Origin of the sequence: Wenyingzhuangia heitensis, assembly GCF_011762155.1 — a bacterium.
GTDB classification, from domain to species: Bacteria; Bacteroidota; Bacteroidia; order Flavobacteriales; family Flavobacteriaceae; genus Wenyingzhuangia; species Wenyingzhuangia heitensis.
The window spans coordinates 1,791,278-1,813,074 of sequence record NZ_JAASQL010000001.1 but is presented as its reverse complement, the minus strand read 5'-3'; the positions used below and the strand labels follow the sequence as shown (position 1 = coordinate 1,813,074).

Below are 21,797 nucleotides of genomic sequence, written 5' to 3'. Positions count from 1 at the left end.
TCTAGTAAATTCGACATTATGATTAAGTGTTCTTTTCGTTTTCTGTGTTAGATTCTTGTTGTCTAATCCATCGTAGTTCAACTACATTGCGTGCCCATTCATTAATGGAGAGTTGATCAGGATCTATTCTGGCATAATACTTAAGCATAAAGCTCTCTTTCCTAATCCAGCTCGTCCATTCAAACATCAACTTACACCATTCACTCTCTGTAACTGTTTGATGTTTCTTTTGAGGAGACTTAGGCTGAGATTGTTGAACTTTGGGCGAATCCCACTCTAAAGAAGCCTCCTCTAAAGCTTTTCCATTTCAGAAGTAACTACTTCTATAGACTGTAACATTTTATCTGCAGCTGCAGATAATTCAGCTTCATCTACTGGAATATCATCACCTGCTAAATAGCAAAGCTTAAATAAGAAAATGTTATAAGTGATAAATTTTCCTTCCTTTAACAAATACTGAGCACCTTCAATCTCTTTAATTTTAGGAGATCTTACAATGAAGCTTTTCCCTGTACCAATAGTGATTTTAAAAATATTCCCATGAGCGTTTTTCCACGCTTGTATCTGTTCGGGTGTAATGTCTTTAATAGCCATAATTAAGCGTTGTTTTTAATTCTTAAACAAATAAAGGGTAGTGTAATTTCTTGGAATTTACTTCCTTGCTCATCACTTACCTCTTCTTCTAAAAATCTAATCCCCGAAGCTCTTGTAGTTTTCAAAGCATTTCCTTCACTTGGATTACCATAGGTAAACGAACAATCTAAAGACAAACTTAAAACAGTTCCTCTTCCAGCTAATACTAAAGCTTCATATTCACTACGTAACATTTTAATTTCTCCTTCGTACTTAATATTTCCACTTTGTATAGATTTTGGGTAACGTCCTTTTGCATACAAAAGCTCACGCTCTATACTTGTTTTGTATTTTATAGCTCTAATACCTGTTATATCTCGACCTCCTAAAATTAAAGTAAGGTCTGCCCATTCGTATTCTCTTGAATCAAATTTTGCCATTGTGTTAGTTGTTTAAGTTTACGTTAAAGCCTAAGTTTATTTTAAACCATCGGCTTGTGCCTTTAGGTCTAACATATAAATCCATTTTAGTAGTACTTGTAGTAGCAACATTTACCGTTGTGTCAAAAGTTGCTTTTACTCCTAAATCGTTGTTGTCTGTTTTATCTCGAGATAATTCACCATTTGCGGTCATTTGGTTAAAAATGGCTTCCTCTACCAATCCCTCAACTGTTTTTGCATAAAAAGGATCAATGGTACCATCATTTTGCAAATCAAAATCTTCATTAATTTCATTGGTAGCAATACCGTGAGCAATCCTATAAGCCTTATCAATAACACGCCTTCTGGAGATGTATCTATAATCATCATCTGGATTGGTCGCTAAAGGATCATCTGTAATATAATACCCTGCTTTACCCACGTGAGTTCTTAATGTGATATATCCTTTATCATGTAAATATTCTACATCATATTCTTCCACAGGAGAATCAACGATGTAAGCGGTTAAAATTTGCAACGCTCCATCTTTTACTTTACCCGGATTAGAACTTACTGGTATTCTAGCCAAACGCCCCATAATTACATGATTTACACAGCCTAAACTAGCAGGTACACCCGTTCTTTTTTGACCAGAACCAACAACAATACCTACACGGTTATTATCTTCTAATTCTAAGTCTGGTAAATCTGCATGTACTCCTGTAAATGCATAAGCCTCAATCAAAATAAAGAAGGGAGCAAACTTACTATTGATATAGTTTTCAGCAAATAGTTGTGCTTTTTGCTTTGCTAAAACAACATCCTCATCCATTTCATCAGCAACAGTAATAGCTTCTGTAGGATCATAACACGTAAACAAACCATTGATTGCACCATTAGCCACATTTAACAATGTTTCTGCAGGTACTTTACCAGTTCCTGCATCTGCAGTAAACCAATCACTAACCTTTGTGTCTTTACCAAAAGCATACAAATACAATTCAGTACCCTCTCCAGCTTCCTCGTAAAACTCTTTTAAAGTGATGTATAATTTATGATTGTCTAAGTCTGGTAAAATACCTAACTCAGCAACATCTGCCATTCCTTTTAACAAATAGGCTGTTTCTAAATCAAACTTAGTAGCAACAGCAACAGCTGATGCTAAAAGTCCAAACAAACCATCTGCACTAGCAACTACAGAACCTACATTCCCGTTACTAAATTGTATATCCGCTCCTGGTAACATATTCTTGTGTTATTATGATTAATTACTTTGTTGTGTCTGGTGCATCTCCAGAACTAGCAGCTGTCAACTCTTCAATTCTTTTTTCACCTGCAGTTAATACTGTTTTTGCTGTCTCATCTTTTAAAGCATCTTCTACAGCTTCAATAGTTTCTAAAACTTCAACTGCTTTAATTCTATCCTCAGCAGATAGCTTCACAACTTTTTCTTTCTTTTTAGGTTTATGATCTTCACGTTTGTAAGACTTCACCTCTTTAACTTTTAAACCTTTTGCATGGTTTTTAGCCATTAATGCATCAAAGAATTTATTACCATCTGATGTCTCGTGGTATTCTTTTAAATTCTTGTGTTCCTGGAATACTTCTACTGGTGTCATATGATTTAATTTTTATCGTTTTCTTTTTTAGTTTTATACTTGTTTACAACGCCTTCAATAGCTCCACCTCCAAAATAAAAGGAAACAATTACAAGTACTATTGTTCCTAATCCCTCATTGTTGTATTGATATAATTCAACAACATGATCTGCGTTTTGCTTCATTAGAACTAAAACAAAATGAGCTATAGACGTCATTAAGTGAACCATTAAATAAACGCCCGTAAACATTAATGCTAAGAAACGTTGAGCAATTTTATACGGTTCATATAGCTTTAAAAACTCCTTGTGATAATCAATACCTTCCTCTGAGGTTAATATTGATTTGTCAACTCCACTAATGATACTTTTCCCTAGTTCTCCAGGAGAAAATAGTTTACCTATAGTGCTAAATAACTTTTTAAACATAGCTTACTCTTTTATAATAGGTTCAGGATCCGTTAATAATCCATGTTTCCAGACTGAGATGTGTACGTGGTTTAGCATGTTACCACCCCAATAAGCAGAAATATCTTGTGAGGTTCCAATGCAATCACCTTCCTTAACAAAATCACCCGTTTTAACATTAGGCTGTACGTACATTTGTTTTACTCGATAATCAGCTCCAGTAATTTCTACGAGCTTCATTTTTGTAGAATTACTATAAACAACACCTACACGAACTTTTCCGCTAATACATGCATAAATATTTTCTCCTGGTGTAGCACAGTAGTCTGTACCTTCATGTTTTCTAGTTCCATTGCTTCTGCTAGCTCCATAATAACCATACCCTGTTGGGTCGTTACCTCTTAAAACTATTTTGTTAGTTGGGCTTTTCATGTCTTTATAGGTTCTTTGCGTAATTGTTTATATTTTCTTAACTCATCAATCAGCTCTTTGTTGATGCTTAAAACCTCCTGGTGGTCGTTTAATAAACCTCTATACTTTTGATCTAAATCTTGTAACTGGTCTAATGCTTTTTTTAACCTAACAGCTAAATCATCAACTAATCCTTGATAATACTTAGCAGATTTTTCATCGTTCTCTATTTGTAAAGCTCGTATCTGCTGTTTTGTTTTGCCTTTTGCAAAACCCCATGTAGTTAAGGCAGTCAAAAAAGATGCAATAACTGGATATAAAAAAGTTTCTAACATGGTGTGATTTTGTAAAAAAAGCCACTACTACTTTTGTAGTGGCTTTTTATTGTTTAGTATTCTGTTGGATTAAATAATCGCTCCGATTCTTTCAGTCTTATAAGGTGTTACAATAAAGTAATGTCTGTAAGAAAGGTCATTTGATTGACGAGTAGGATTAATTGCTGCAGGTGTAAAATACTGAGTAGTAATACCTGTTTTCTTTGCAATAGCATCTTTAACAAAAGCTACAGATGCCGTTTTATCAGTTGGATCTGCAACAACACCATAAGGTCTCTTTGCACCAGCTGCAGTAAATAATGGCATTGCAATATATGTATGCAATTCAAAACCAGCAATTACAGGGTTTGGCTTTCCTTTAGCATAATCAATTAATTGATTACCAAAGTTTTTACGATCTAACAATAAATCATTCCAGTGATTGGTACACAAAACTAATCTACGGTCTTCAGCTGGCCATTCACCATCATCACACTTACCTTTAAAGATTACCAAATCTTCATAAGTCAATCTTAATCTACCAGAAGCATCTGCTAAAGCTTCAGCACCTCCCGTAGCTGCTAAAACAGGTGTTTTAACTGTATTGGTTTGTGGAGCAATTGCATGAATTGCTTTTTTGTTCTTAGTGGTTAAGATAGGTCTTGTAGTACCTTTAGTAGCTGTATCAATAATATCATAACTAGAACCTAATGTTTTATCATCTGGTAACGTAATTACTTTGGTTTGATACTTATCTAAAGTGATTTCAATAGTACCATCTTCGTACTCCTGAAAAGGAATAGGATAAGTAGTATTGTTGATTAAAATTTCTGCTTCAAACTCAGTTGTAGGCACATAAATTTTATTCATTTCTGTAGGTGTACCTCCGTTAATTTGCGTAACGTCTACATCTAGCTCCATAATACCTTCTAAGAAGGTAGCAACATCTGCGGTGTTTAGGTTTTGAATTACTCTACCTAACCATATTTCTGGAAAATTTGCTGGCATTTTATTTAGTTTTTAGGTGTGAATATTTTTAAATACTGGCTCATGTTCTCGTTTTTAAACGACAATCGAGCAGCATCATCTAGCTTAAAAAAGTCTTCAGCTGTTTTTACTTCAGAAGGGTCTTGTGCTCCTTTCTCAATCTCAGCATTAAGACTCTTTTTACCTGATAGTTTAGCTAGAGTTGAATCCAAAACAGTTGGATTTAAAACTCCTAGCTGAACATACTCAGCTTCCTCTGTAGCATCAATTTTACCAGCTAACCTAGCAGCTGTAACTTTGTCTTGAACAGCTTTTAATTTTGCAGTTTCTTCAGAATCTCTAAAGACTTTTAAATCGGCTTTATTTTTTTCATTTTCGGAACTCAATGCAAGCACTTTTGCATTAATAGCGTCAACATCAACCTCTTCAGTTGTGTCTTTCATTCCTAGCGCTACAAAAGCAGCTGCGGATAAGGTTACTTTCTTCATATTATTTGTATTGTGATTTTCTAATTGCGAAGCCGTTTGAATAGACAAACACAGTTGTTGAATCTTTTCTTGATCCATTAATTGCGCTTTTCCATTTTCATCTTTTATATAAAGAGCTACTGAGTTTGAGTTTGATGGGACTGGAACTATAGAACACTCGTATAATTCACATTTAGTAAGTACTAACTTTCCATCAATCAGCTTTAAGTCTTTAGGATCAAAGAAGAATCCCATAGAGCAAGATTTTATAAATCCACGCTCTACCTGACCAGCTATTTTTTGTACAGATGGTTCTGCAGTGTCAAATTCAGGTTCAGCCATTAACAGATCACCCTCAACACTAATATTTAACCATCTCCCTAAAACAGTATGATTACTCAACCTATGGTCATCCAACATAATTGGGTTACCGTTGAATCTTTGTAATGCAATACCCGATGTTAGCACATAAAAACCATAGCTGTTTTTTTGTGAAGGGTCATTAAATACAAATCTTAATTTCTTGTTTTCTGGCATCCGTTTTTATTTATGTTCTGCATCTATCGAGCACAAATATTGGCAGTAAAAACGGTGTAAAAAAAAAGTTGAAAAGGGTGTTAACACCTTTGTAAACAAAGCTTTTAACACTATAAACCCGCTTTACACTTTTTTGATTTGGAGGTATGGTTAACTCAACTTTGTTCTTAAAATCAAAGAATGGGACGTACAAAAACAGACGAAAAATCACATGCTAAAGAACTCTATTTAAGAAGTGAAGGAAAGCCCGATGTTGCTGAAATAGCAAAGCGTGCTGGAGTATCATTAAGGACTTTACGAAAATGGATAAAAGAGGAAGATTGGGACAAGCAACGTACGTCTGTTTTAATTACACGTCCTAAAATTATAGAGGGCTATTACAAGCAATTAGAACTATTAAACGATCATATTGCAGATAGGCCTATTGTATATGATATTCCAGATGCTTTGTTAAAAGGAACAAAGCTAAAAGATAAAAAAGGAGTTGAGTATGTAACCTACCCAGACTACAACCCTGAAGACTTTCCTATTAAAGTAGGAAACTTTCCTACTTCAAGTGAATCTCACCAGATCACCTCCATTACCAATGCCGTAAAAAAGCTAGAAACGGAGGTTTCTTTAGCTGAAATTTTTGAAGTATCAACTGGTGTTTTAGAAATGGTTAAGCAATCAGATTTTGAACTTTACAGAACACTATTACCTGTTTTTGATGATTACATAACGCTTAAGTCTAAAAAGTAATGACCATTAAAACAGAGAATAAAAAATACTTAGAGCTCTGGGAAGAGTACAAAGCAAATGCTTTTAAATCTAGTCCTGTAGACAAGAGTGAAACGCCTTCAGAAAAAAGAAAGCGTATTACTTATTTAGAAGCACATCCTGAAAAGTGGTTTAAATACCATTTTTCCAACTTCTATACTTCTGAACCTGCCCCTTTTCACTTAGCAGCTACTAAGCGTATTCTTAAAAATGCAGAATGGTACGAAGTACGTTCATGGTCTCGTGAACTTTCCAAGTCTGGACGTACCATGATGGAAGTATTGTTTTTAGTTCTAACAGGTAGAAAGAAAAACGTATTAATGGTTTCTAATACTAAAGACAATGCAGAACGCTTGCTATTGCCTTATAAATTGTTATTAGAAACTAGTGAAACTATTATTAATGATTATGGTGTTCAGCAAAAAGTAGGGAAATGGGAAGCAGATGAATTTGTCACCAAAAAAGGAGCAAGTTTTAGAGCCTTAGGTGCCGGACAATCTCCACGTGGTACCCGTAACGATGCTGTTAGACCAGACGTTATTTTAATTGATGACATTGACACTGATGAGGAGTGCAGAAACAAAAAACGTATCAAAGCCAAAGTAAAATGGATCAACGAAGCTTTATATGCTACACGTTCAGTGTCTGAACCTTTGTTGTGGATTGCTTGTGGAAACCTAATTGCAAAGTTCTGTTGTATTACAGAAATGGCTAAAGTGGCTGACAAGCACGAAATAATTAACATTCGTGACAAAGATGGTAATAGTACATGGCCCCAAAAAAACACAGAAGCTTTAATAGATAGAACACTTTCAAAAATACCTTGGTCAGCTCAACAAAAAGAATACTATAACAATCCAGTGTCTGAAGGAGACACTTTTAAAGAAATAACATGGGGTGTTTGTCCTCCTTTAAAAAGTTGTGACCATGTAATTATTTATGCAGATCCATCTACCTCTAATAAAGACAGAGGAAAAAGCAAACAAGCCTCTCACAAAGGAGTTGTGATTGTAGGAGCAAAAGGACGAAAACGTTATGTATACAAAGTTTGGTTAGATCAAACAAACAATGCAAATTTTGTGGATTGGCTTTATGAAGCCTACGAATACATTAAAGAAAAAGGAGTAGATAGTGCAAGGGTTCATGTTGAAAACAACTCTTTACAAGACCCACATTATACACAGGTCCTTTTACCATTAGTATATCAAAAAGCAGATGAATATGGTTACACCGTACCAATAACTCCAGACACCCGTAAAAAGCCTGATAAATTCTTTAGAATAGAGGGAACACTAGAACCATTAAACAGATTAGGAAACTTGATTTTTAACATCGCTCAAAAAAAAGAGCCTAACATGGTTCGTATGGTGGAGCAAATGTTAGGAGTGTCAGAAGATGCAACTGTGATGGATGGACCCGATGCATTAGAAGGAGGTTGCTGGTTATTAAACAAAAGGACTGTAAGAACTGAAACAAGTTATGCTATGGGTGCCATAGCTAACCGAAAATATTAAGACTATGTTTTTAAATAAAGAAGATTTAGGAAGTGTTATTTACAACTATCAGATAGATCAAATAACAGAAGGAAATGATGACTTAGTTCTAAATGCCATTGCTGCAGCCATAGACCAAGTAAAGAGTTATTTAACGGGGAACAACCAAAGGGAATGGATAGACGGACGTATTGTTTATGATGTTGAAGCCATTTTTAACAGCGCAGGAGCTGCACGTAACCCTTTAATATTAGCACACACTAAAACCATTACCAAGTGGTGGATTGTTGAGTTATGTAATGCCGATGTGATTCAAGAACAGGCAGAAGATCGTTATGATAAATCTGTAGCATGGTTAAATCAATTAGCAAAAGGAGAAGTAACATTAAGCACTTTACCAGTATTAGAACAGCCTAATACAGAAGACGAGGAACAAACTGAACCTTTTAGAAGTGGTTCAAGAAAAAAATTTAATCACGAGTAATTATGGCTAAGAGTAAAAAAATATACAATCCTAAAAAGAATCAAAATTTAAGTCCGGGTGCTGTTGTGACTAGTTCTGCGAATTTAGCCAACCAAATTGCTCCTAAAGCGGTTTCTCAAACTCGTAAAGACATTAAGGACTGGAAAAAAGGAGAGCAATTGGCTAGTATGATTGATAATCCTAAATGGTACCTGTTACAACAATTACTAACAGAGGTTAGAAAAGACCCTTTGTTATTGTCTCAAATAAAGAATAGAGACCTAAAGTCTCTATCTAAAAGAATACTTCTTAGAAAACCTAACGGAGATATTGACGAGGAACAAACAGACTTCATCAACAACGCCATTTGGTCTCGTGAAATTAGTCAACACATACTAGATAAAAAGTATCATAAAATATCTTTGATTGAGTTTTCTTTTAATAAAAACAAAGAACTTGAAGTTACTTTAATTAACAGAGACAACTTAGATCCTGTTAATGGGTACCTATACAAAGATTACTATGATGTTCATAAAATTGATTACCGTAACGCTAGAGAATACGGTACATGGGTTTTAGAGTTTGTAGAAAAGGAAGGTTTTGGACTGTTAAACAATGCAGTACCTCATGTATTATTTAAAAAGTTTGCTCAAAGCTGTAATTCTGAATTGTGCGAAATAGCTGGTATTCCTCCACGTGTCATGAAAACCAATACACATGATAAAGGAATGATGAACCGTGCAGAAAAAATGATGCGTGATTTAGGTTCTGCAGCTTGGTTTATTATTGATGAAAGTGAAAGTTTTGAGTTTGCCGAAAATGTAAAAACAAACGGAGACCTTTACACCAATTTTATAAAACTTTGTGATGATCAAAACTGTTTGTTAATTAACGGAGCTATTATTGGCCAAGACACTAAAAACGGAAGTCGTTCAAAAGATGAAAGTTCAAGAGAGGTATTACAGGAGTTGGTAAATGCTGATTTGGTTGATTTAAAACAAGAATGGAATAGCAAGGTTATTCCGGCATTAATTAAGCTAGGAATACTTAAAGGAGATGTTGAGTTTGATTTTGAAGATGCTGAAGATTTAGACCAGTTGTTTGAATGGACTGAAAAACTATTGCCGTATAAAAACATAGAAGATAAATGGTTTATAGATAAGTTTGGAATCCCTGTTACTGGAGATAAAAACCAAAGCAATCCAGATGGTAAAGCAAAACTACATTTAGGTGTTGATTCAAACGACCCAAACAATTTTTTCGTTTAAGCCCTAAAAGTTATTTTGGGGCATTACACAACCGTATCGATTATTTGTATGATTGTGAGTGCGGAACTTGTAAACATCAAAAAGAGCAAATCACACTTGCTTTAGAAGATAATTTTAAACCTGTTTTAAATGCTGTTAAAAAGGCTTTAAAAACATTACATACAAAAGGAAATTATCACCCTAAAGATTTAGCGGACACCAAAGAATATATCCATTTAATTGATGCAACTAACAATGTGTTTAATTATGCTTTAAAGCAGGTAGATTTATCGCCCACGATGTTAAAACATCTACAAAATGATGTATATACATTTTCTGCCGTAAAAACACATACACAATTGTTAGAGCTTTCTCGTGAGCTTTTAACCGATGAGAAACAAATTAAACCTTTTGCAACTTTTGAATATGATGTTTCTAAAATAGTAACAGCATATAATAGTCACTATTTAGAAGCTGAATATGAATTTGCTGTAGGAGGTTCTCAAATGGCTGATAGATGGGAAAGCTTTAGTGATGATGAACGTTATTTATTACAATACCGTACGGCCAATGATGACAAGGTAAGAGATTCACATGCTGTATTGCACAATATTACGCTACCTAAAGACGATCCTTTTTGGGACAAGTATTTTGCTCCCAATGGGTGGAGGTGTAGATGTTTAGTAGTGCAACTATTAAGAGCATTACATAAAACATCTGACAGTAAAAAAGCTATTGAGTTAGGAGAAAAAGCAACGACTGCTATAGATAAGAATGGAAAAAACAAACTAGAAATTTTCCGTTTTAATCCTGGGAAGAAAAAAATAATTTTCCCTCCAAACCATCCATACAATAAAATAAAAGGGGCTGATTTTGTAAAAGAAGAAGTAAGAAAAGGAAACATTAAATCAAACAAGTTTACTGTTGATTTGAATAAACACATTAAAGGAGAAATTCCAACAAACAAGGAGGTTAAAGATGTTTTATTTGAATACGCTAAACTAAACCCTAACGACTTTAGAAACGGATTAGAAAAGGTTAATGTAGCTAAGGCTAAATCTTATTTAATGCAACATGGAATGTCATACAGACCATCTACAGGAGACTGGGTAGGAGGTTCTTCAATTTCAATTAGTAGCAACACGTTTACAAGTATTGGAATGAATCCTTTAGAGGAGTTTAAAAATGCTTTAGCAAATATTAAATCAGGTAAAAAATTAACATTTAACCAGGAATATTCTATTGAATCTATGTGGCATGAAATACTACATGCTAAAACCAAAAGCAAACCTTTTAAACTAGGTCAGGTTGGAGTTAAGAACATGGAAACAGTAAATCAATTTTGTGCAAGACATACCTATGTAGATTTTTTAGAAAAACTAGGAGGTAAAGCTATACATCAAAAAGAAATTTTAGAGAACGGACATGGTTATAAGTCTTGGATCACAAATTTTAGAGATCAACTAAAAAAGAATGGAATTAATGAGAAAAAGGCATCTAAAGACTTGATGGTCTATTTAATGGAAGATTACAGTACTATTGGAAGGAAAACAAACGAGTATATTAAAAAACATACTAAACTGAAGTAAGAGCATAATCACCACCTAAGCCATCTATCTTATAGGATAATGGAAGTTTATTCCAAAATTCATCAGCTTTTTGTTGATCTTCTCTAAATTCAAATAAGACCGCTAAATCATAATAAGCGTTGTCTTGTGTTATGATTTTTTTGTAAACCTCAGGTGTTAAATCTCCTTCAACCTCTAAGCCAAACTTAAGGGTCATTGAGAGGGAATCAAAACGAATATCGTCCAATTCCAACTGTGTGGGTTTAAAATCAAAAATAGTAATCATAAAAGCAAAGATATGGATTTCAAACAAATAAGTCAACAAATATTAAAAGATGCTAACACAGAGCTTAGTCAGGAGTTTGACAGGAACTTTGAACGCAAGGCTTTTTTTGATGAAGCATGGAAGTCGGACAAGTACCCAAACAGTAAAGGATCTACTTTGGTTCGTTCTGGTAAAGGACGTAGAAGCATACAAAACCCTACTACTACAGACACAGATATTACCTGGTCCAGTAATTTGCCTTACATGAAGATTCAGAATGAAGGTGGAGAAATAGAAGTCACTAAAAAAATGAAAAGTTTCTTTTGGGCAATGTATTATAAGGTGTACGGAGGCATACAATTTAACGTGAGAAAAAAAGCAATGGCAAATACACAACGTAATAAAAGGTTGTCTGCAGAAGCTCAAAAATGGAAAGCGATGGCCATGCAACCCGTAGGAACTAAAATGAAAATTGAACAAAGGCAGTTTATTGGAGAACACCCAGAAGTACACCGTATTTTAAAACAGGTGGTAGATGTTAATATGAAAGAAGTTGAGCAAAATCTTAAAAACAGTTTAAAAAGATGATACATTTTATTCCCGAAATACAAACCAAGTTATCAGAAATACAAAGCATTGCTTATATTGATGAAGACACAGGGCAGTTAGACAATTACAGCCCTAACTTTCCTGTTAAATGGCCATGTGCATTGATAGATATTTCTAGTGTTGTTTTTAGTGACATTGGTAAAGACCGTAAAAAAACACCTATAAACAGACAAAACGCATCTGGAGACATTGTAATTACGGTAGCTAATTTAAAACTAACCAACACTAGCAAGCTTGCTCCTGTAGGACAAAAACAACACGCTTGGAGTATTCACGAGGAGATACAAAATATACACGAGAAACTTCAAGGTTTTAGAATTATGGAAAATACAAGTAGATTGGTGCGTAAACGCTTTAGAAGAACAAAGAGAGATGATGGAGTGCAACAGTATGAAATTACCTACGGAATTGAAGCTACAGACGTTTAAAACAAACTTAATTGAGACTTTTCAAACTCATCTAGCTTTTTTAAATCACCTTTAATATTGGTATTTAAAACGGTGTACAGGGTTTGTTTGCTAATACCAAACTTAGGGTATATAAAATCACTATGTATTTTTGTCATCGTGATATAGCCTTTAAACTGATCGTAAATTTCCTGATAGTATTCAGCTATCAAATTGTACCTGTACAACTTATTACGTTCCGTTCCTATTTTCTGTTTGATAGCCTTACACATAAGACAAAAATAAACCCGATTTGCTAAATTTGCAAATCGGGTTTTATATCATAAACTAGACCAATCTTCATTGGATATTTGTTCTATTTTTTTATCTATTAGCTCTAACTCAAAATCTAATGCTTTGAGTGTTATAAGTTCTTTTTTTAACTCTTTGTAACCATTTATAACATATAATTTCCTTTTCGTTTTTGCTGCTTTCTGCTTTAGAGCTTTAACCGCACGTAACCAGTATTTATAAAACTCATCTATACTTTTTATTAATTTTTCTTTATGAAAAGCATTCAAGTTGTCTAAAAACAAAGAAGGGTTTGAGTTTAAATCTATCATTACATCATCTAGTTTATCAATATCAAAATCAGACATGAATCTTTTTTTAGCCATTTTATTTGCTTTAACCCAAATTTTGCTATTAATATTTGCTTTAGATAAAGTTTCAACCTCTTTTCTCAAATCATTAAATTTATTTTGATATGTAAAATAAACTTCATCATTTAATTCATGTAAAATACTATAACTCACATATAAAGAAACCTCAATGTTTTCTATTGACTTTTTTAATTGATATGCCTCTTGTTTTTTTCTAAAATCAGATATTGTAATATCTTGTTTTAAAGGCTCTTCTTCTTTTAAAGGCTCTTCTTGTTTTTTACTTCCGAAAATAAATCTAAAAAAATTCATGAGTTTTTTTTCAAAAATAAAAAAAGCCATCTAAACAAATTATGTTTAGATAGCTTTAATTTTTAATTTATTTTAATACTTTTTCCCATTGTTCGGTACTAGGTTCAAAGTCTTTTAAAAGTTCCATCAATCCACTGTATGGGTTACTTCCCAAAAAGGCTTCCCTATTATGTTCTGCAATAGCATCGTGTAGAGCATCTTTACGCAATTGTATTTCTTCAAATGGGTCTAAATACATACGTTTTTTTTCTATCACTATAATTAAGTTTCCGTTTTTATCTAATTTTACACTCATGATGTTTAGCTTTTAAGGGTTAAAGAGTTTGCGTTTTTACAAGTACCACAACAAATTAAACGTTGTGTAATACGTTCTTTTGTTACCAAAACAATGGCTTTTCTGTTTTCTTTTACCGCATGGTTACACGGCAATGTGGTACGCAAATACCAGTTTTCTGTTTGCTCTTTTGCAAATTCTTTAGCAAAGGCAGTCATTTCAGACTTTGTTTTAAAAAACTTTGTTACTCTCATAGCCCTAAATTTAATTGTAATTGACTCACTTGTATTTTTTTACTACCCGATGCTATTAATTGCAAACCTACCTCTGTGGTAAACCAACTAGGGTTTGTTGCTCCAAACAACCAAATTTTACAAGCCAACTCTTTTACCTTGTTTAATTTTTTTGCTGTTTGCGTTGCTCCAGTTCTACTGCCAATTACAGCATGGTAGTCGTTAATACTAAACCAGTGTACATCTTTAATAGTAACTACTTTTACATCTTTGTCGTTAATCTTAACAATATTATAAGGTATATCTCTAACATCAATAACATTATCATGAGCCTTGTTTATACTTACGCTGTAATATCCTTTTTTTAACAAACTAGGTATTACTTCGCTAGTAATCCATTTTCTAAAGGTTTTGGCTTGTGGTTTATTGCTCCTAAGTATTAAAGCATATAATCCACTTTGTGAAATTAACCACGTTTTTCGATTCTGACCTGACGTATATAATTTATACATCAGCTTTTCGTCATTATCTAATTCCCTAATCGCTTGTCGATTATTTTGGATTTCTAAAACATCACAAACATCTTTTGCGACAAACCACGGTTCATTTTCCACAACAAGACTTCTTATTTCTTGTTTAGTTGCGCTGAACTCAAACGCTTTCATCATTTCATTTTCTTTTTGCATACTAGAAAAATTTAGACACACGAAACCCCTCGAGTCGGTTGTGCAAAACATTCCAAAGAATGAGTTAGGGCTATCACTAGCACCTTCAACGTGGCGAGGGGTTCGCTATAATTAAAAAAATTGTTTTAAGGACTTATCCTTGGTAATGTTTTGCCTTACAAATATATAAATTATTTTAGATATATTAAATCTTATTTATTTTACACTTTGAACACGTAAAACAAAACGAACACTACGTCTCATAAAACGTTCTCTGTTGGTTAAGTTTTGAGTTTCCACATGAATATGTTTTAATACTTCATCTGCAAATTGTCTTTTGCAATCTTCAATTTGTCGCTCCAACCTAAAAGGATCTCTTTGTAACTCTCTATTATCTATATCAATAGAAATATCTTGCTCCATTACTACAGTTTCAAAATTCAAATCATCAACTTTAAATCTATCATTTAATGACATGTATGGAATGTTGTGATTGTAACCTATATACTCCATTAGTTCCTCTCTAAGAAAGGCAGCCAAAGCTCTTTTAATTCGTTTTTTAATGTTTTTCATCACTTTACTTATTATAGTTATTCCAATAACTCTGTGGCTCTAATTCTTCTTTTGAGTAGGGTGTATGTATCAAAGCCACCCCATGTGCAATCCATTCCTTTCTCATTTTCTAATCTCTTTACGTTTTACAATTAACAACCTTACATAAGGTCTTAACTCAACACTTCTTTCCCATGTCATAATTAAATCTTCTAACATTTGCCTGTCACAATTTTTAGTAGCTTCATTGGCAAGATTTCTCATTTCCTCAGCTTTCTTTTTAACAGCCTTTTGTTCGTAGTGTTTTTTATAAGTTTCAATAGTTTTAGCTTTATCGGTAACCATTGTTAAATGCAAGTCTTTTTTGTGAGACACCATTTGCTCTCTTAATAAGGTTTTTGCTTCTAAGTACTGTGGCAACCAGTCACCAAGAATTGTATTGCCATCAACTCCTTTTTTAGCTACACCATAAAGTCCGTTTCTAGCATTTTTAAAGAACAGTATCAAATCTTCTAAACTTTCATACTTACAAGCCTCTAACAAGTCAGATGTTATAATTTGTTTTTGTGCTTCAGACAATTTGGTAACAAAACCAAAGCCATCTAAAAAACGATTGGTTAATTCAAAAACAGTTTTATAACCTACACTACTAAAAGGACCTTTGTATACTTCTCCTAAGGTGGGTTTAGAAAACACATCAGTAGGCTGTAGTTTTCTTTCTAATGCACCCAACTCATTAGGTTGCTGTAATACAATTTTGCTAATATGTAAAGCTTTCTGCTGCTTCATTGGTAGAACTGTTAGATCCATCTGATCCAACACCAGTAATTCGTTTGATTTCATCTATAATTACGTTTAAGCGTGAATTGATATATTTTAAATCGGTGTTTTTTTTATGAAAGGCATCTAACAAATGCCATTGATTTAAAACACCTTTCCAAATAGCCAAAGCTTCCTGATCTGTGGCTGATATGGATTGTAAGTACTTTATAATTGACTTTAAAGCGTTTCCATCAGCTCCTGTAAACTTTGGTGTTATTTTTTTAAAGTCCATATAAAACAAATGCCAAGCATCGTTAAACTGCGTGTACAATGTTTTTTCTTTAACTTCTAAAGAGTAGGTTACCCTACCTGAGTACTCCTTGGTTTTGGCAGTAACTTCATTTTCGTACACAGGTAATATGGCTCCCAAATATCTTATCACAAATTCATCAAACGTACCAGACAAATGTTTAATGGCAGAAAAACGTTTGTTTTTGTATGTAAGCTTCAATTTCATGTTAGGCTTTACAACTGTTATGATGTAGTGGCTAACCATGATGAACGCTTATAGTATTAAAGATGTCACAGCAATATCTTATTTGACCTTTACAGTCTGATATTGGATCGTGTGCCACTCCATGCTTATTTAAGTAATCGCTTTTAATTTTAGGATTAAACATTACTAAGGTTCTTACATCCCTTTCTTTTTTATGATTCCAAGGAAGATCAAAGCCTATTGCATCATAAGCGTTTTCTAAAATTCCTAAATCAAACCTTGCAGAATTACCCCAAACTTGCACATCTGGAGGACAGTTGTCATAAACAAACCTTCCTAAATTCAATAAGGCTATTTTTAAACTCTTTTCTGATCTATCCTTTACGATTTTATCCTGAGCTTCTTTAGATTGCTCTAACCACCAAAAAAACGTGTCTGCATTAATTTTTAATCCGTTTTTTACACAATCATCTGCAGATACAGATGTTTGAAATATAGAACCTATTTCTCCAGTCTTTAAATCAAAACAAACAGCTCCTATATTTACAATTACTGAGTGTGATTTATTTCCAAACGTTTCTATGTCAATCATTAAATGTTCCATATTATCTCCTTTTTTTGTATTTACTTGCTACTACACCTCTAAGGGCTACTATTACTTTTTCTAACTCTTCATCTTCCATCTTTTTTAAAGGCTTTTTAACGGGACTTTTACCGTCTTTTAAAAAGTTAGAAAACCTTTCTAAATCTGCTACACATCCATGTCTCTCATTGGGTACTGTCCAATTGGCTTGTCTTAATAAAGAAAGGATTGTTTTGTGTTTTGGGTTTTTATAATCAAAATAAGCCCAGTTGTCTGCAGTATTTGTTTTACCTGTTTGAGCAGACAATATTTTGTTTGCTTGATCAAAGGTTAAATCATTCAAACTAGTTTTATTATTGTCCTCTGTAGCCCATTGCACAAATTCCTCTTTAATAGCCACTTTGTACTCACAGTTTTTACGGATGAGTTTTTTTTGTTCCTTGGTTGCTAACATTACATCAAAATATAAGTTTTGCTATTGATACGTTGATAATGCTTACCGTTTGATAGTTGTAGCGCTTCAACCTCTTTAGCTTTTATTAATGCTTTTTCAGCTTTCTTTTTTTGATAATCAACCTTGTTTTGTTCGTTGATATTGTTTGTTTCGTTTTTCATCGTTTTAAGTTTTTAGTTTCTTTTTGAGTTAGGTAGTTTGACAATATGGCTATCCACATAAAAAAAGTGAGCACATTTAAAAGCCCTTGTAACATTTCTCCTAAACATTTATGGATGATTGAATACCCCACAAAAACTGTAATCCCAACAGGGAGTAGTAATAATAATTTTCTCATAGTGTTGTAATTTGATTTAGCTCCCTAGACAGGACTCGAACCTGCAACCATAGATATTGGACTCCACCATACTCTATAGTTCTACCCTTGAAACTTACTAGGGAGGGGTTGGTTTTACACGGTAAATCGGAACTCCTTTTTTACCTTTCTACCATTTGCATCTTCAATAAACTTCCAACCACTTACATAAATAGAGTTACGAGTTCTAATTTGAGAATCCATAATAATATCCAAGCCTTCATTAAACAATTCGCTGTTAAAATCTTTTCGTAAACTGTTTAGTTCAATGATTTTATTTGGACTTAAATCACCTGTTTTAGCGTTTCTTTTTAAATAAATATCAATGGCTTTCTTAAGTTTTTGAAAGTTCTCCTCATCACTTGCCAATGAGTTTAGATACTCATTTATCTTTTTAAGTCCAGCGCTTTCGTTACCATTAAACTTAATAGACACATTGTGACCTATGGTAATACTTGCGGAACCATCTTGTAAAGTTGATGTATGACTATCTTGGTCACTTGGTCCATAAACCAGTTGCTTTAATTCTTTAATAATGGTGTAGTCTTCAAATAACTCAACAACCTTTTCCTCAATGATCTTTTGAAAATCAATAAGATTATCAATATTCCCTAGCACAAATAATTTAGTCAAGTCCTTAAAAGACTCTTTATCTGCCTGTGCTTTTTTCTTGGCTTCACGTTCCTCAGCATGTAATTGCTTTCTTAATTTTTCTTTGTCCTCTGGACTTAATTCGTCTAAATTCATGGATATATAATTTTTTATAATTGTTGTAATAATTTTAAGACTCTGTTAAAGGATCATGCTTGTCTAAAAATTCGCCTGGTTCTTTTGAAGCATCTTCTGTATTAGATTCTTCTGGAGTTTCACTAGGCACTTCGTCCAATTCATCACCATCAAAAAATGGGAAAATGTCAATAATTGGAGATTCTGCAATACTTGGAATTGAATAATCAGAAACGGTGTCCGCAAATTGTTCTTCAATCCATTCGTAAGCATCTTTTACATCTAAAGCTTGTACCAAAACATAAGTATTGGTTCTACGCTCTAATCCTTTGTCTTCATCCAAAGTCACTAATGAAACTTTTGCTTTAAACCAACGATCTCCATGCTCACTAGGGAATATTTCAGAGAAGTTTGCAATAGATATATCCGTGATCATAAAACCTTCAGATAAATACTTACCCATTTCTTCATTAGCACGAGCTTCTGCTTCAGTATGCGTTAATGCATCAAACAAATAAGGTTGATTAAAGGTTTTAATCTTTTCGTTATCATCTAATTTGCTATACTTTACTTTTACGATAAACCACATATGTATTTCTTTTTTAAATTGTAAATTCTATTTTTAAACCAGCACCAGATCTCTTTATCTCGAGGTCGTTAAATTTCCAAAAGGCTAAAATTTCAGAGATACCTAACAGCTCAAACCTTTTAATAGTGCTTTCCTTAGGTATGATGATTTTACCTCGTTCAATTCTTTTCTTTCCGGCATGCCATTTTAAATACCTTTTTGCTTTTGCTCCAAAAACTTCATCAATGTTTTGGTTCAATGCTTCTTTACTTGTTTGTTCTTCTGTACTCATTTTTTAACAGGGATTTGATTAATAACTTCGTTTATAATTTTGTGTTTATACATTTCTATAGGTTGCCATTCTTTTGTTGTTTGATTTAGCCATATTTCTGCACGATCTTCATTATATTTTCTTTCTGGTGGCTGCCAATCATACTTTACTACAAAGCTTTTTAATACAATCACCATTGATGGGGCCTCTATCAACAAAAAACCTTTCAAACATCTTTGTGACTGCAACCACATGCGCTCTTTTAATGTTAAAACATTCACCAAGCTATCAAGGGCTAATATTCTTTCTATCATAGCTGTATACAGTTAAAAGGGCTTTTATCCAGCTCAATTATTTTATTCACGTAGTAGTTTCTTTTAATAATTGTTAAAGTCCTTTCTTTAGATCCTGTTGGGTTAGCATCTAACCAATTGTTTAAAACTTCAATATTTGCATTCAAACAATTTTCATTTACGTAGTGTTTTACATTTTTAATTGCCATGGCTTAGTTTTTATGAGATTCAAAAAAATTAACAGGTTTTGGTCTGCTGGTAAACTTGTGTTTATCCGGAAACAATGCGGAAGGAAAAAATTCTAATATTTTACTAACCACCTTACTGTAATACTTTAAAGCATCCACTTTGTCTAAATTTTTAACATACGGCTTAGTGCTTTCTATAAACTCATTTTCAAGGGCTTTAAACTCCATTTTAAACCAGTTTAAAAGTTCCTGATAAGAAAGTAATTGTTGCAGCTCTCTATCACTATTAGAATGCTTGTCACACCAGTTCATATATACCGACAACACTAACACATCATACTCTTTGGGTGTGTATTCTAATATTTTTTGTATTTTTTTCATAGGATTAAGATTTTCGTAATAGTTTTAATTCTCTAGCTGCAGCTCGTTCTTCATTAATCACAAAAGGTTCAACTTCATCACCACCACATCTACTTTTTTCAATATGTGCCTTAAAATCTTTTACTAAAATTCTGTTTTGACAATCCCAATAAATTTCTTGTGCCACAGTTCCTTTTGGACTTCCTACTTTATCTATATGAGAGATAAACACAAAGAGAGTGTTGTTAAATTCCTCTATCAGTTTATAATAATCTGTCACTCTTTTGCCTCTAAAACAATATTGAACACTATCTACAAAAACTACTTTTGGTTGTCTCTTACGCCTTAATCTCAAAACCATTTCATCGTAAGTTTCTTTTTGAAAAGTGATTTTTGATTTTACAGACTTCATATTATTTAACATTAGCGATCGCTTAAAAGAAAGTCTCATCCCTTCTTCAGCTGTGTTGTAAAAAACTTTCTCAAATTGTGTAAGCTCTTTTGCAGCTGCCATTGCGTAAGTTGTTTTACCGTGTCCAGAATCTCCATAAATCAGTATTGAACCCGCACACTCTAAAACTCCTTGATGTCTTTTCCAATCACCTTCAAAATCAAAAACTTTGTAATTTTTTCTTGTAATATCCTCGTAGGACAATGATTTTTTTACTGTTGTTTTCTCATCTGCCATGTTATGCTGATTTATTTTCTGCTAGTTTTAAAAAATACTGCTCAACAGATCGTTTTACACGTCTTTTGTCACCTAAACAAGTGTCAAAAATTTCTAGTATCTCATCCTCCTCATCTAATCCATTAACCCTACACATAGACTCCACATCTTTATAAGACAATTCATTAAGAGATATTATTTTAGACCCCACACGTGACCATCTTTCTCCGTAACCTGTCTTGTTTTTGTTACGTCCTTTTTTTTCTTGATGATGTAAGTTTACACCCGATAAAACAAAGCCTCCATGACCATCTAAAGAGTTATAATAATCCATAAACAAATCTTTTTGAACCTCTTTTAACTTGTCAAACTGATCATATATAGTAAGTGGTTTTTCTAGCTTAGATAAATGTTCCTCAAACCTTTCTATCATTTCTTCAGTAGTTCCATAATCTTCTAAACCGCAAGCCAACAATTGATGACGTGCAAAACTCTTTTTAGACCAGTAGTTTTTGCAGCTTATTAAAATTACATTAGAGTTGTTTCTTGCGTAATACTCGTAACCTGTAGTTTTTCCCTTACCTTGCTTGTCTGATATCATCACACTCATGCTACCAGCTTGTACTTTATCTAAAACCCCTACAACCACATCTAGGTTTTGAGTAGGAGCAATTTTCCAAGCCAAATCAATTCTTAAGTTTACTTTCACTTTACTCCAAAGAGATTCTGCAATGTGTTCCCAGTTATCATTTACTATTTGACTAATGGTAGCATTTGAAACTTTAGCCTGTTTTGAAACTTTTACCTGTGAAGATTTAGTAATTCTAAATTTTACTTCTTCTGCTATAGATTGTTTAAATTCTTGTGTCATAA

38 protein-coding genes are annotated in these 21,797 nt (G+C 33.3%); 7 read left to right on the top strand and 31 right to left on the bottom strand.

The genetic code is table 11. The features are described 5' to 3' along the window. Positions 1–22: 22 nt before the first annotated feature. From FHR24_RS15715 to FHR24_RS07540, 10 genes are all read right to left on the bottom strand, one after another. Positions 23–148, bottom strand: coding sequence for a hypothetical protein (locus FHR24_RS15715; protein ID WP_262886524.1), 126 nt, complete (start codon positions 146–148; stop codon positions 23–25). A gap of 143 nt (positions 149–291) precedes the next feature. Then, entirely contained in the window at positions 292–594 is a 303-nt protein-coding gene (locus FHR24_RS07580) for a hypothetical protein (RefSeq protein WP_167186224.1), read from the bottom strand. 2 nt (positions 595–596) lie between these two features. Further along, positions 597–1,013: a hypothetical protein gene (locus tag FHR24_RS07575; RefSeq protein ID WP_167186221.1), complete on the bottom strand. Its 417-nt coding sequence runs from the start codon at positions 1,011–1,013 to the stop codon at positions 597–599. A gap of 4 nt (positions 1,014–1,017) precedes the next feature. Beyond that, entirely contained in the window at positions 1,018–2,238 is a 1,221-nt protein-coding gene (locus FHR24_RS07570; RefSeq protein ID WP_167186218.1) for a DUF2586 family protein, read from the bottom strand. 22 nt (positions 2,239–2,260) lie between these two features. Further along, entirely contained in the window at positions 2,261–2,611 is a 351-nt protein-coding gene (locus FHR24_RS07565) for a hypothetical protein (protein WP_167186216.1), read from the bottom strand. Positions 2,612–2,616: 5 nt separating this feature from the next. Continuing rightward, the gene (locus FHR24_RS07560; RefSeq protein WP_167186213.1) at positions 2,617–3,018 is read right to left on the bottom strand and encodes a hypothetical protein; all 402 of its coding nucleotides are present in this window, start codon (positions 3,016–3,018) and stop codon (positions 2,617–2,619) included. Between the two features lie 3 nt (positions 3,019–3,021). Next, a complete protein-coding gene (locus FHR24_RS07555; RefSeq protein WP_167186210.1) occupies positions 3,022–3,429 on the bottom strand; it encodes a M23 family metallopeptidase in 408 nt (135 codons plus the stop codon). Further along, positions 3,426–3,743, bottom strand: a complete 318-nt coding sequence (locus FHR24_RS07550; protein WP_167186207.1) for a hypothetical protein — start codon at positions 3,741–3,743, stop codon at positions 3,426–3,428. The genes FHR24_RS07555 and FHR24_RS07550 overlap by 4 nt, the downstream gene beginning before the upstream one ends. A gap of 69 nt (positions 3,744–3,812) precedes the next feature. Further along, entirely contained in the window at positions 3,813–4,730 is a 918-nt protein-coding gene (locus tag FHR24_RS07545) for a hypothetical protein (protein ID WP_167186204.1), read from the bottom strand. Positions 4,731–4,735: 5 nt separating this feature from the next. Next, a complete protein-coding gene (locus FHR24_RS07540; protein ID WP_167186202.1) occupies positions 4,736–5,713 on the bottom strand; it encodes an HK97 family phage prohead protease in 978 nt (325 codons plus the stop codon). Between the two features lie 180 nt (positions 5,714–5,893). On the opposite strand from FHR24_RS07540, the gene FHR24_RS07535 reads away from it, so the two are divergent. The 5 genes from FHR24_RS07535 to FHR24_RS07515 are packed head-to-tail and all read left to right on the top strand — an operon-like array spanning position 5,894 to position 11,264. Further along, positions 5,894–6,454, top strand: coding sequence for a phage terminase small subunit-related protein (locus tag FHR24_RS07535; protein WP_167186199.1), 561 nt, complete (start codon positions 5,894–5,896; stop codon positions 6,452–6,454). Then, positions 6,454–7,986: a hypothetical protein gene (locus FHR24_RS07530; RefSeq protein WP_167186196.1), complete on the top strand. Its 1,533-nt coding sequence runs from the start codon at positions 6,454–6,456 to the stop codon at positions 7,984–7,986. The genes FHR24_RS07535 and FHR24_RS07530 overlap by 1 nt, the downstream gene beginning before the upstream one ends. Before the next feature lie 4 nt (positions 7,987–7,990). Continuing rightward, the gene (locus tag FHR24_RS07525) at positions 7,991–8,449 is read left to right on the top strand and encodes a phage protein Gp36 family protein (protein ID WP_167186193.1); all 459 of its coding nucleotides are present in this window, start codon (positions 7,991–7,993) and stop codon (positions 8,447–8,449) included. A gap of 2 nt (positions 8,450–8,451) precedes the next feature. Continuing rightward, positions 8,452–9,696 (top strand): phage portal protein family protein, encoded by a 1,245-nt coding sequence (locus FHR24_RS07520; protein WP_167186190.1) that lies wholly within the window; start codon positions 8,452–8,454, stop codon positions 9,694–9,696. A gap of 44 nt (positions 9,697–9,740) precedes the next feature. Continuing rightward, on the top strand, positions 9,741–11,264 hold the full coding sequence (locus FHR24_RS07515; RefSeq protein ID WP_167186187.1) for a phage head morphogenesis protein: 1,524 nt from the start codon (positions 9,741–9,743) through the stop codon (positions 11,262–11,264). Here FHR24_RS07515 and FHR24_RS07510 read toward each other — a convergent pair. Continuing rightward, on the bottom strand, positions 11,251–11,460 hold the full coding sequence (locus tag FHR24_RS07510; protein WP_167186184.1) for a hypothetical protein: 210 nt from the start codon (positions 11,458–11,460) through the stop codon (positions 11,251–11,253). The genes FHR24_RS07515 and FHR24_RS07510 overlap by 14 nt on opposite strands. Before the next feature lie 81 nt (positions 11,461–11,541). Here FHR24_RS07510 and FHR24_RS07505 point away from each other — a divergent pair, with 81 nt between their 5' ends. After that, positions 11,542–12,096, top strand: a complete 555-nt coding sequence (locus tag FHR24_RS07505) for a hypothetical protein (RefSeq protein ID WP_167186181.1) — start codon at positions 11,542–11,544, stop codon at positions 12,094–12,096. Then, positions 12,093–12,545, top strand: coding sequence for a hypothetical protein (locus FHR24_RS07500; protein WP_167186178.1), 453 nt, complete (start codon positions 12,093–12,095; stop codon positions 12,543–12,545). Before FHR24_RS07505 ends, FHR24_RS07500 begins: the two co-directional genes overlap by 4 nt. Here the strand turns inward: FHR24_RS07500 and FHR24_RS07495 are convergent. The 20 genes from FHR24_RS07495 to FHR24_RS07400 form a co-directional block, all read right to left on the bottom strand. Next, positions 12,542–12,796, bottom strand: a complete 255-nt coding sequence (locus FHR24_RS07495; RefSeq protein WP_167186175.1) for a hypothetical protein — start codon at positions 12,794–12,796, stop codon at positions 12,542–12,544. The genes FHR24_RS07500 and FHR24_RS07495 overlap by 4 nt on opposite strands. Positions 12,797–12,844: 48 nt before the next feature. Continuing rightward, entirely contained in the window at positions 12,845–13,477 is a 633-nt protein-coding gene (locus tag FHR24_RS07490) for a hypothetical protein (RefSeq protein WP_167186173.1), read from the bottom strand. A 67-nt stretch (positions 13,478–13,544) separates the two neighbouring features. Continuing rightward, on the bottom strand, positions 13,545–13,772 hold the full coding sequence (locus FHR24_RS07485) for a hypothetical protein (protein ID WP_167186169.1): 228 nt from the start codon (positions 13,770–13,772) through the stop codon (positions 13,545–13,547). A gap of 5 nt (positions 13,773–13,777) precedes the next feature. Then, positions 13,778–14,005 (bottom strand): hypothetical protein, encoded by a 228-nt coding sequence (locus FHR24_RS07480; RefSeq protein WP_167186166.1) that lies wholly within the window; start codon positions 14,003–14,005, stop codon positions 13,778–13,780. Then, positions 14,002–14,670 (bottom strand): BRO-N domain-containing protein, encoded by a 669-nt coding sequence (locus FHR24_RS07475; protein WP_243846512.1) that lies wholly within the window; start codon positions 14,668–14,670, stop codon positions 14,002–14,004. The genes FHR24_RS07480 and FHR24_RS07475 overlap by 4 nt, the downstream gene beginning before the upstream one ends. Positions 14,671–14,865: 195 nt before the next feature. Beyond that, on the bottom strand, positions 14,866–15,222 hold the full coding sequence (locus FHR24_RS07470; protein WP_167186162.1) for a hypothetical protein: 357 nt from the start codon (positions 15,220–15,222) through the stop codon (positions 14,866–14,868). Positions 15,223–15,324: 102 nt separating this feature from the next. Then, a complete protein-coding gene (locus FHR24_RS07465; protein ID WP_167186160.1) occupies positions 15,325–15,990 on the bottom strand; it encodes a hypothetical protein in 666 nt (221 codons plus the stop codon). Next, a complete protein-coding gene (locus FHR24_RS07460) occupies positions 15,962–16,480 on the bottom strand; it encodes a hypothetical protein (RefSeq protein WP_167186157.1) in 519 nt (172 codons plus the stop codon). The genes FHR24_RS07465 and FHR24_RS07460 overlap by 29 nt, the downstream gene beginning before the upstream one ends. 31 nt (positions 16,481–16,511) lie before the next feature. After that, positions 16,512–17,063, bottom strand: coding sequence for a 3'-5' exonuclease (locus FHR24_RS07455; RefSeq protein ID WP_167186154.1), 552 nt, complete (start codon positions 17,061–17,063; stop codon positions 16,512–16,514). A 1-nt stretch (position 17,064) separates the two neighbouring features. Beyond that, positions 17,065–17,496, bottom strand: coding sequence for a hypothetical protein (locus tag FHR24_RS07450; RefSeq protein ID WP_167186151.1), 432 nt, complete (start codon positions 17,494–17,496; stop codon positions 17,065–17,067). Next, a complete protein-coding gene (locus tag FHR24_RS07445; RefSeq protein WP_167186148.1) occupies positions 17,496–17,657 on the bottom strand; it encodes a hypothetical protein in 162 nt (53 codons plus the stop codon). Before FHR24_RS07445 ends, FHR24_RS07450 begins: the two co-directional genes overlap by 1 nt. Further along, a complete protein-coding gene (locus FHR24_RS07440) occupies positions 17,654–17,833 on the bottom strand; it encodes a hypothetical protein (RefSeq protein ID WP_167186145.1) in 180 nt (59 codons plus the stop codon). The genes FHR24_RS07445 and FHR24_RS07440 overlap by 4 nt, the downstream gene beginning before the upstream one ends. 114 nt (positions 17,834–17,947) lie before the next feature. Continuing rightward, a complete protein-coding gene (locus FHR24_RS07435) occupies positions 17,948–18,598 on the bottom strand; it encodes a hypothetical protein (protein ID WP_167186142.1) in 651 nt (216 codons plus the stop codon). Between the two features lie 34 nt (positions 18,599–18,632). Further along, a complete protein-coding gene (locus FHR24_RS07430) occupies positions 18,633–19,166 on the bottom strand; it encodes a DUF4494 domain-containing protein (protein ID WP_167186139.1) in 534 nt (177 codons plus the stop codon). Positions 19,167–19,179: 13 nt separating this feature from the next. Then, a complete protein-coding gene (locus FHR24_RS07425) occupies positions 19,180–19,437 on the bottom strand; it encodes a hypothetical protein (protein ID WP_167186136.1) in 258 nt (85 codons plus the stop codon). Next, complete coding sequence (locus FHR24_RS07420; protein ID WP_167186133.1) at positions 19,434–19,730, bottom strand: hypothetical protein; 297 nt, start codon at positions 19,728–19,730, stop codon at positions 19,434–19,436. The genes FHR24_RS07425 and FHR24_RS07420 overlap by 4 nt, the downstream gene beginning before the upstream one ends. Further along, entirely contained in the window at positions 19,727–19,918 is a 192-nt protein-coding gene (locus tag FHR24_RS07415) for a hypothetical protein (RefSeq protein ID WP_167186130.1), read from the bottom strand. Before FHR24_RS07415 ends, FHR24_RS07420 begins: the two co-directional genes overlap by 4 nt. Positions 19,919–19,921: 3 nt before the next feature. Continuing rightward, positions 19,922–20,278, bottom strand: a complete 357-nt coding sequence (locus FHR24_RS07410) for a hypothetical protein (RefSeq protein ID WP_167186128.1) — start codon at positions 20,276–20,278, stop codon at positions 19,922–19,924. A gap of 4 nt (positions 20,279–20,282) precedes the next feature. After that, positions 20,283–20,945 (bottom strand): ATP-binding protein, encoded by a 663-nt coding sequence (locus FHR24_RS07405; RefSeq protein ID WP_167186125.1) that lies wholly within the window; start codon positions 20,943–20,945, stop codon positions 20,283–20,285. Position 20,946: 1 nt separating this feature from the next. Then, entirely contained in the window at positions 20,947–21,795 is an 849-nt protein-coding gene (locus FHR24_RS07400) for an AAA family ATPase (RefSeq protein WP_167186122.1), read from the bottom strand. Between the last annotated feature and the right edge of the window lie 2 nt (positions 21,796–21,797).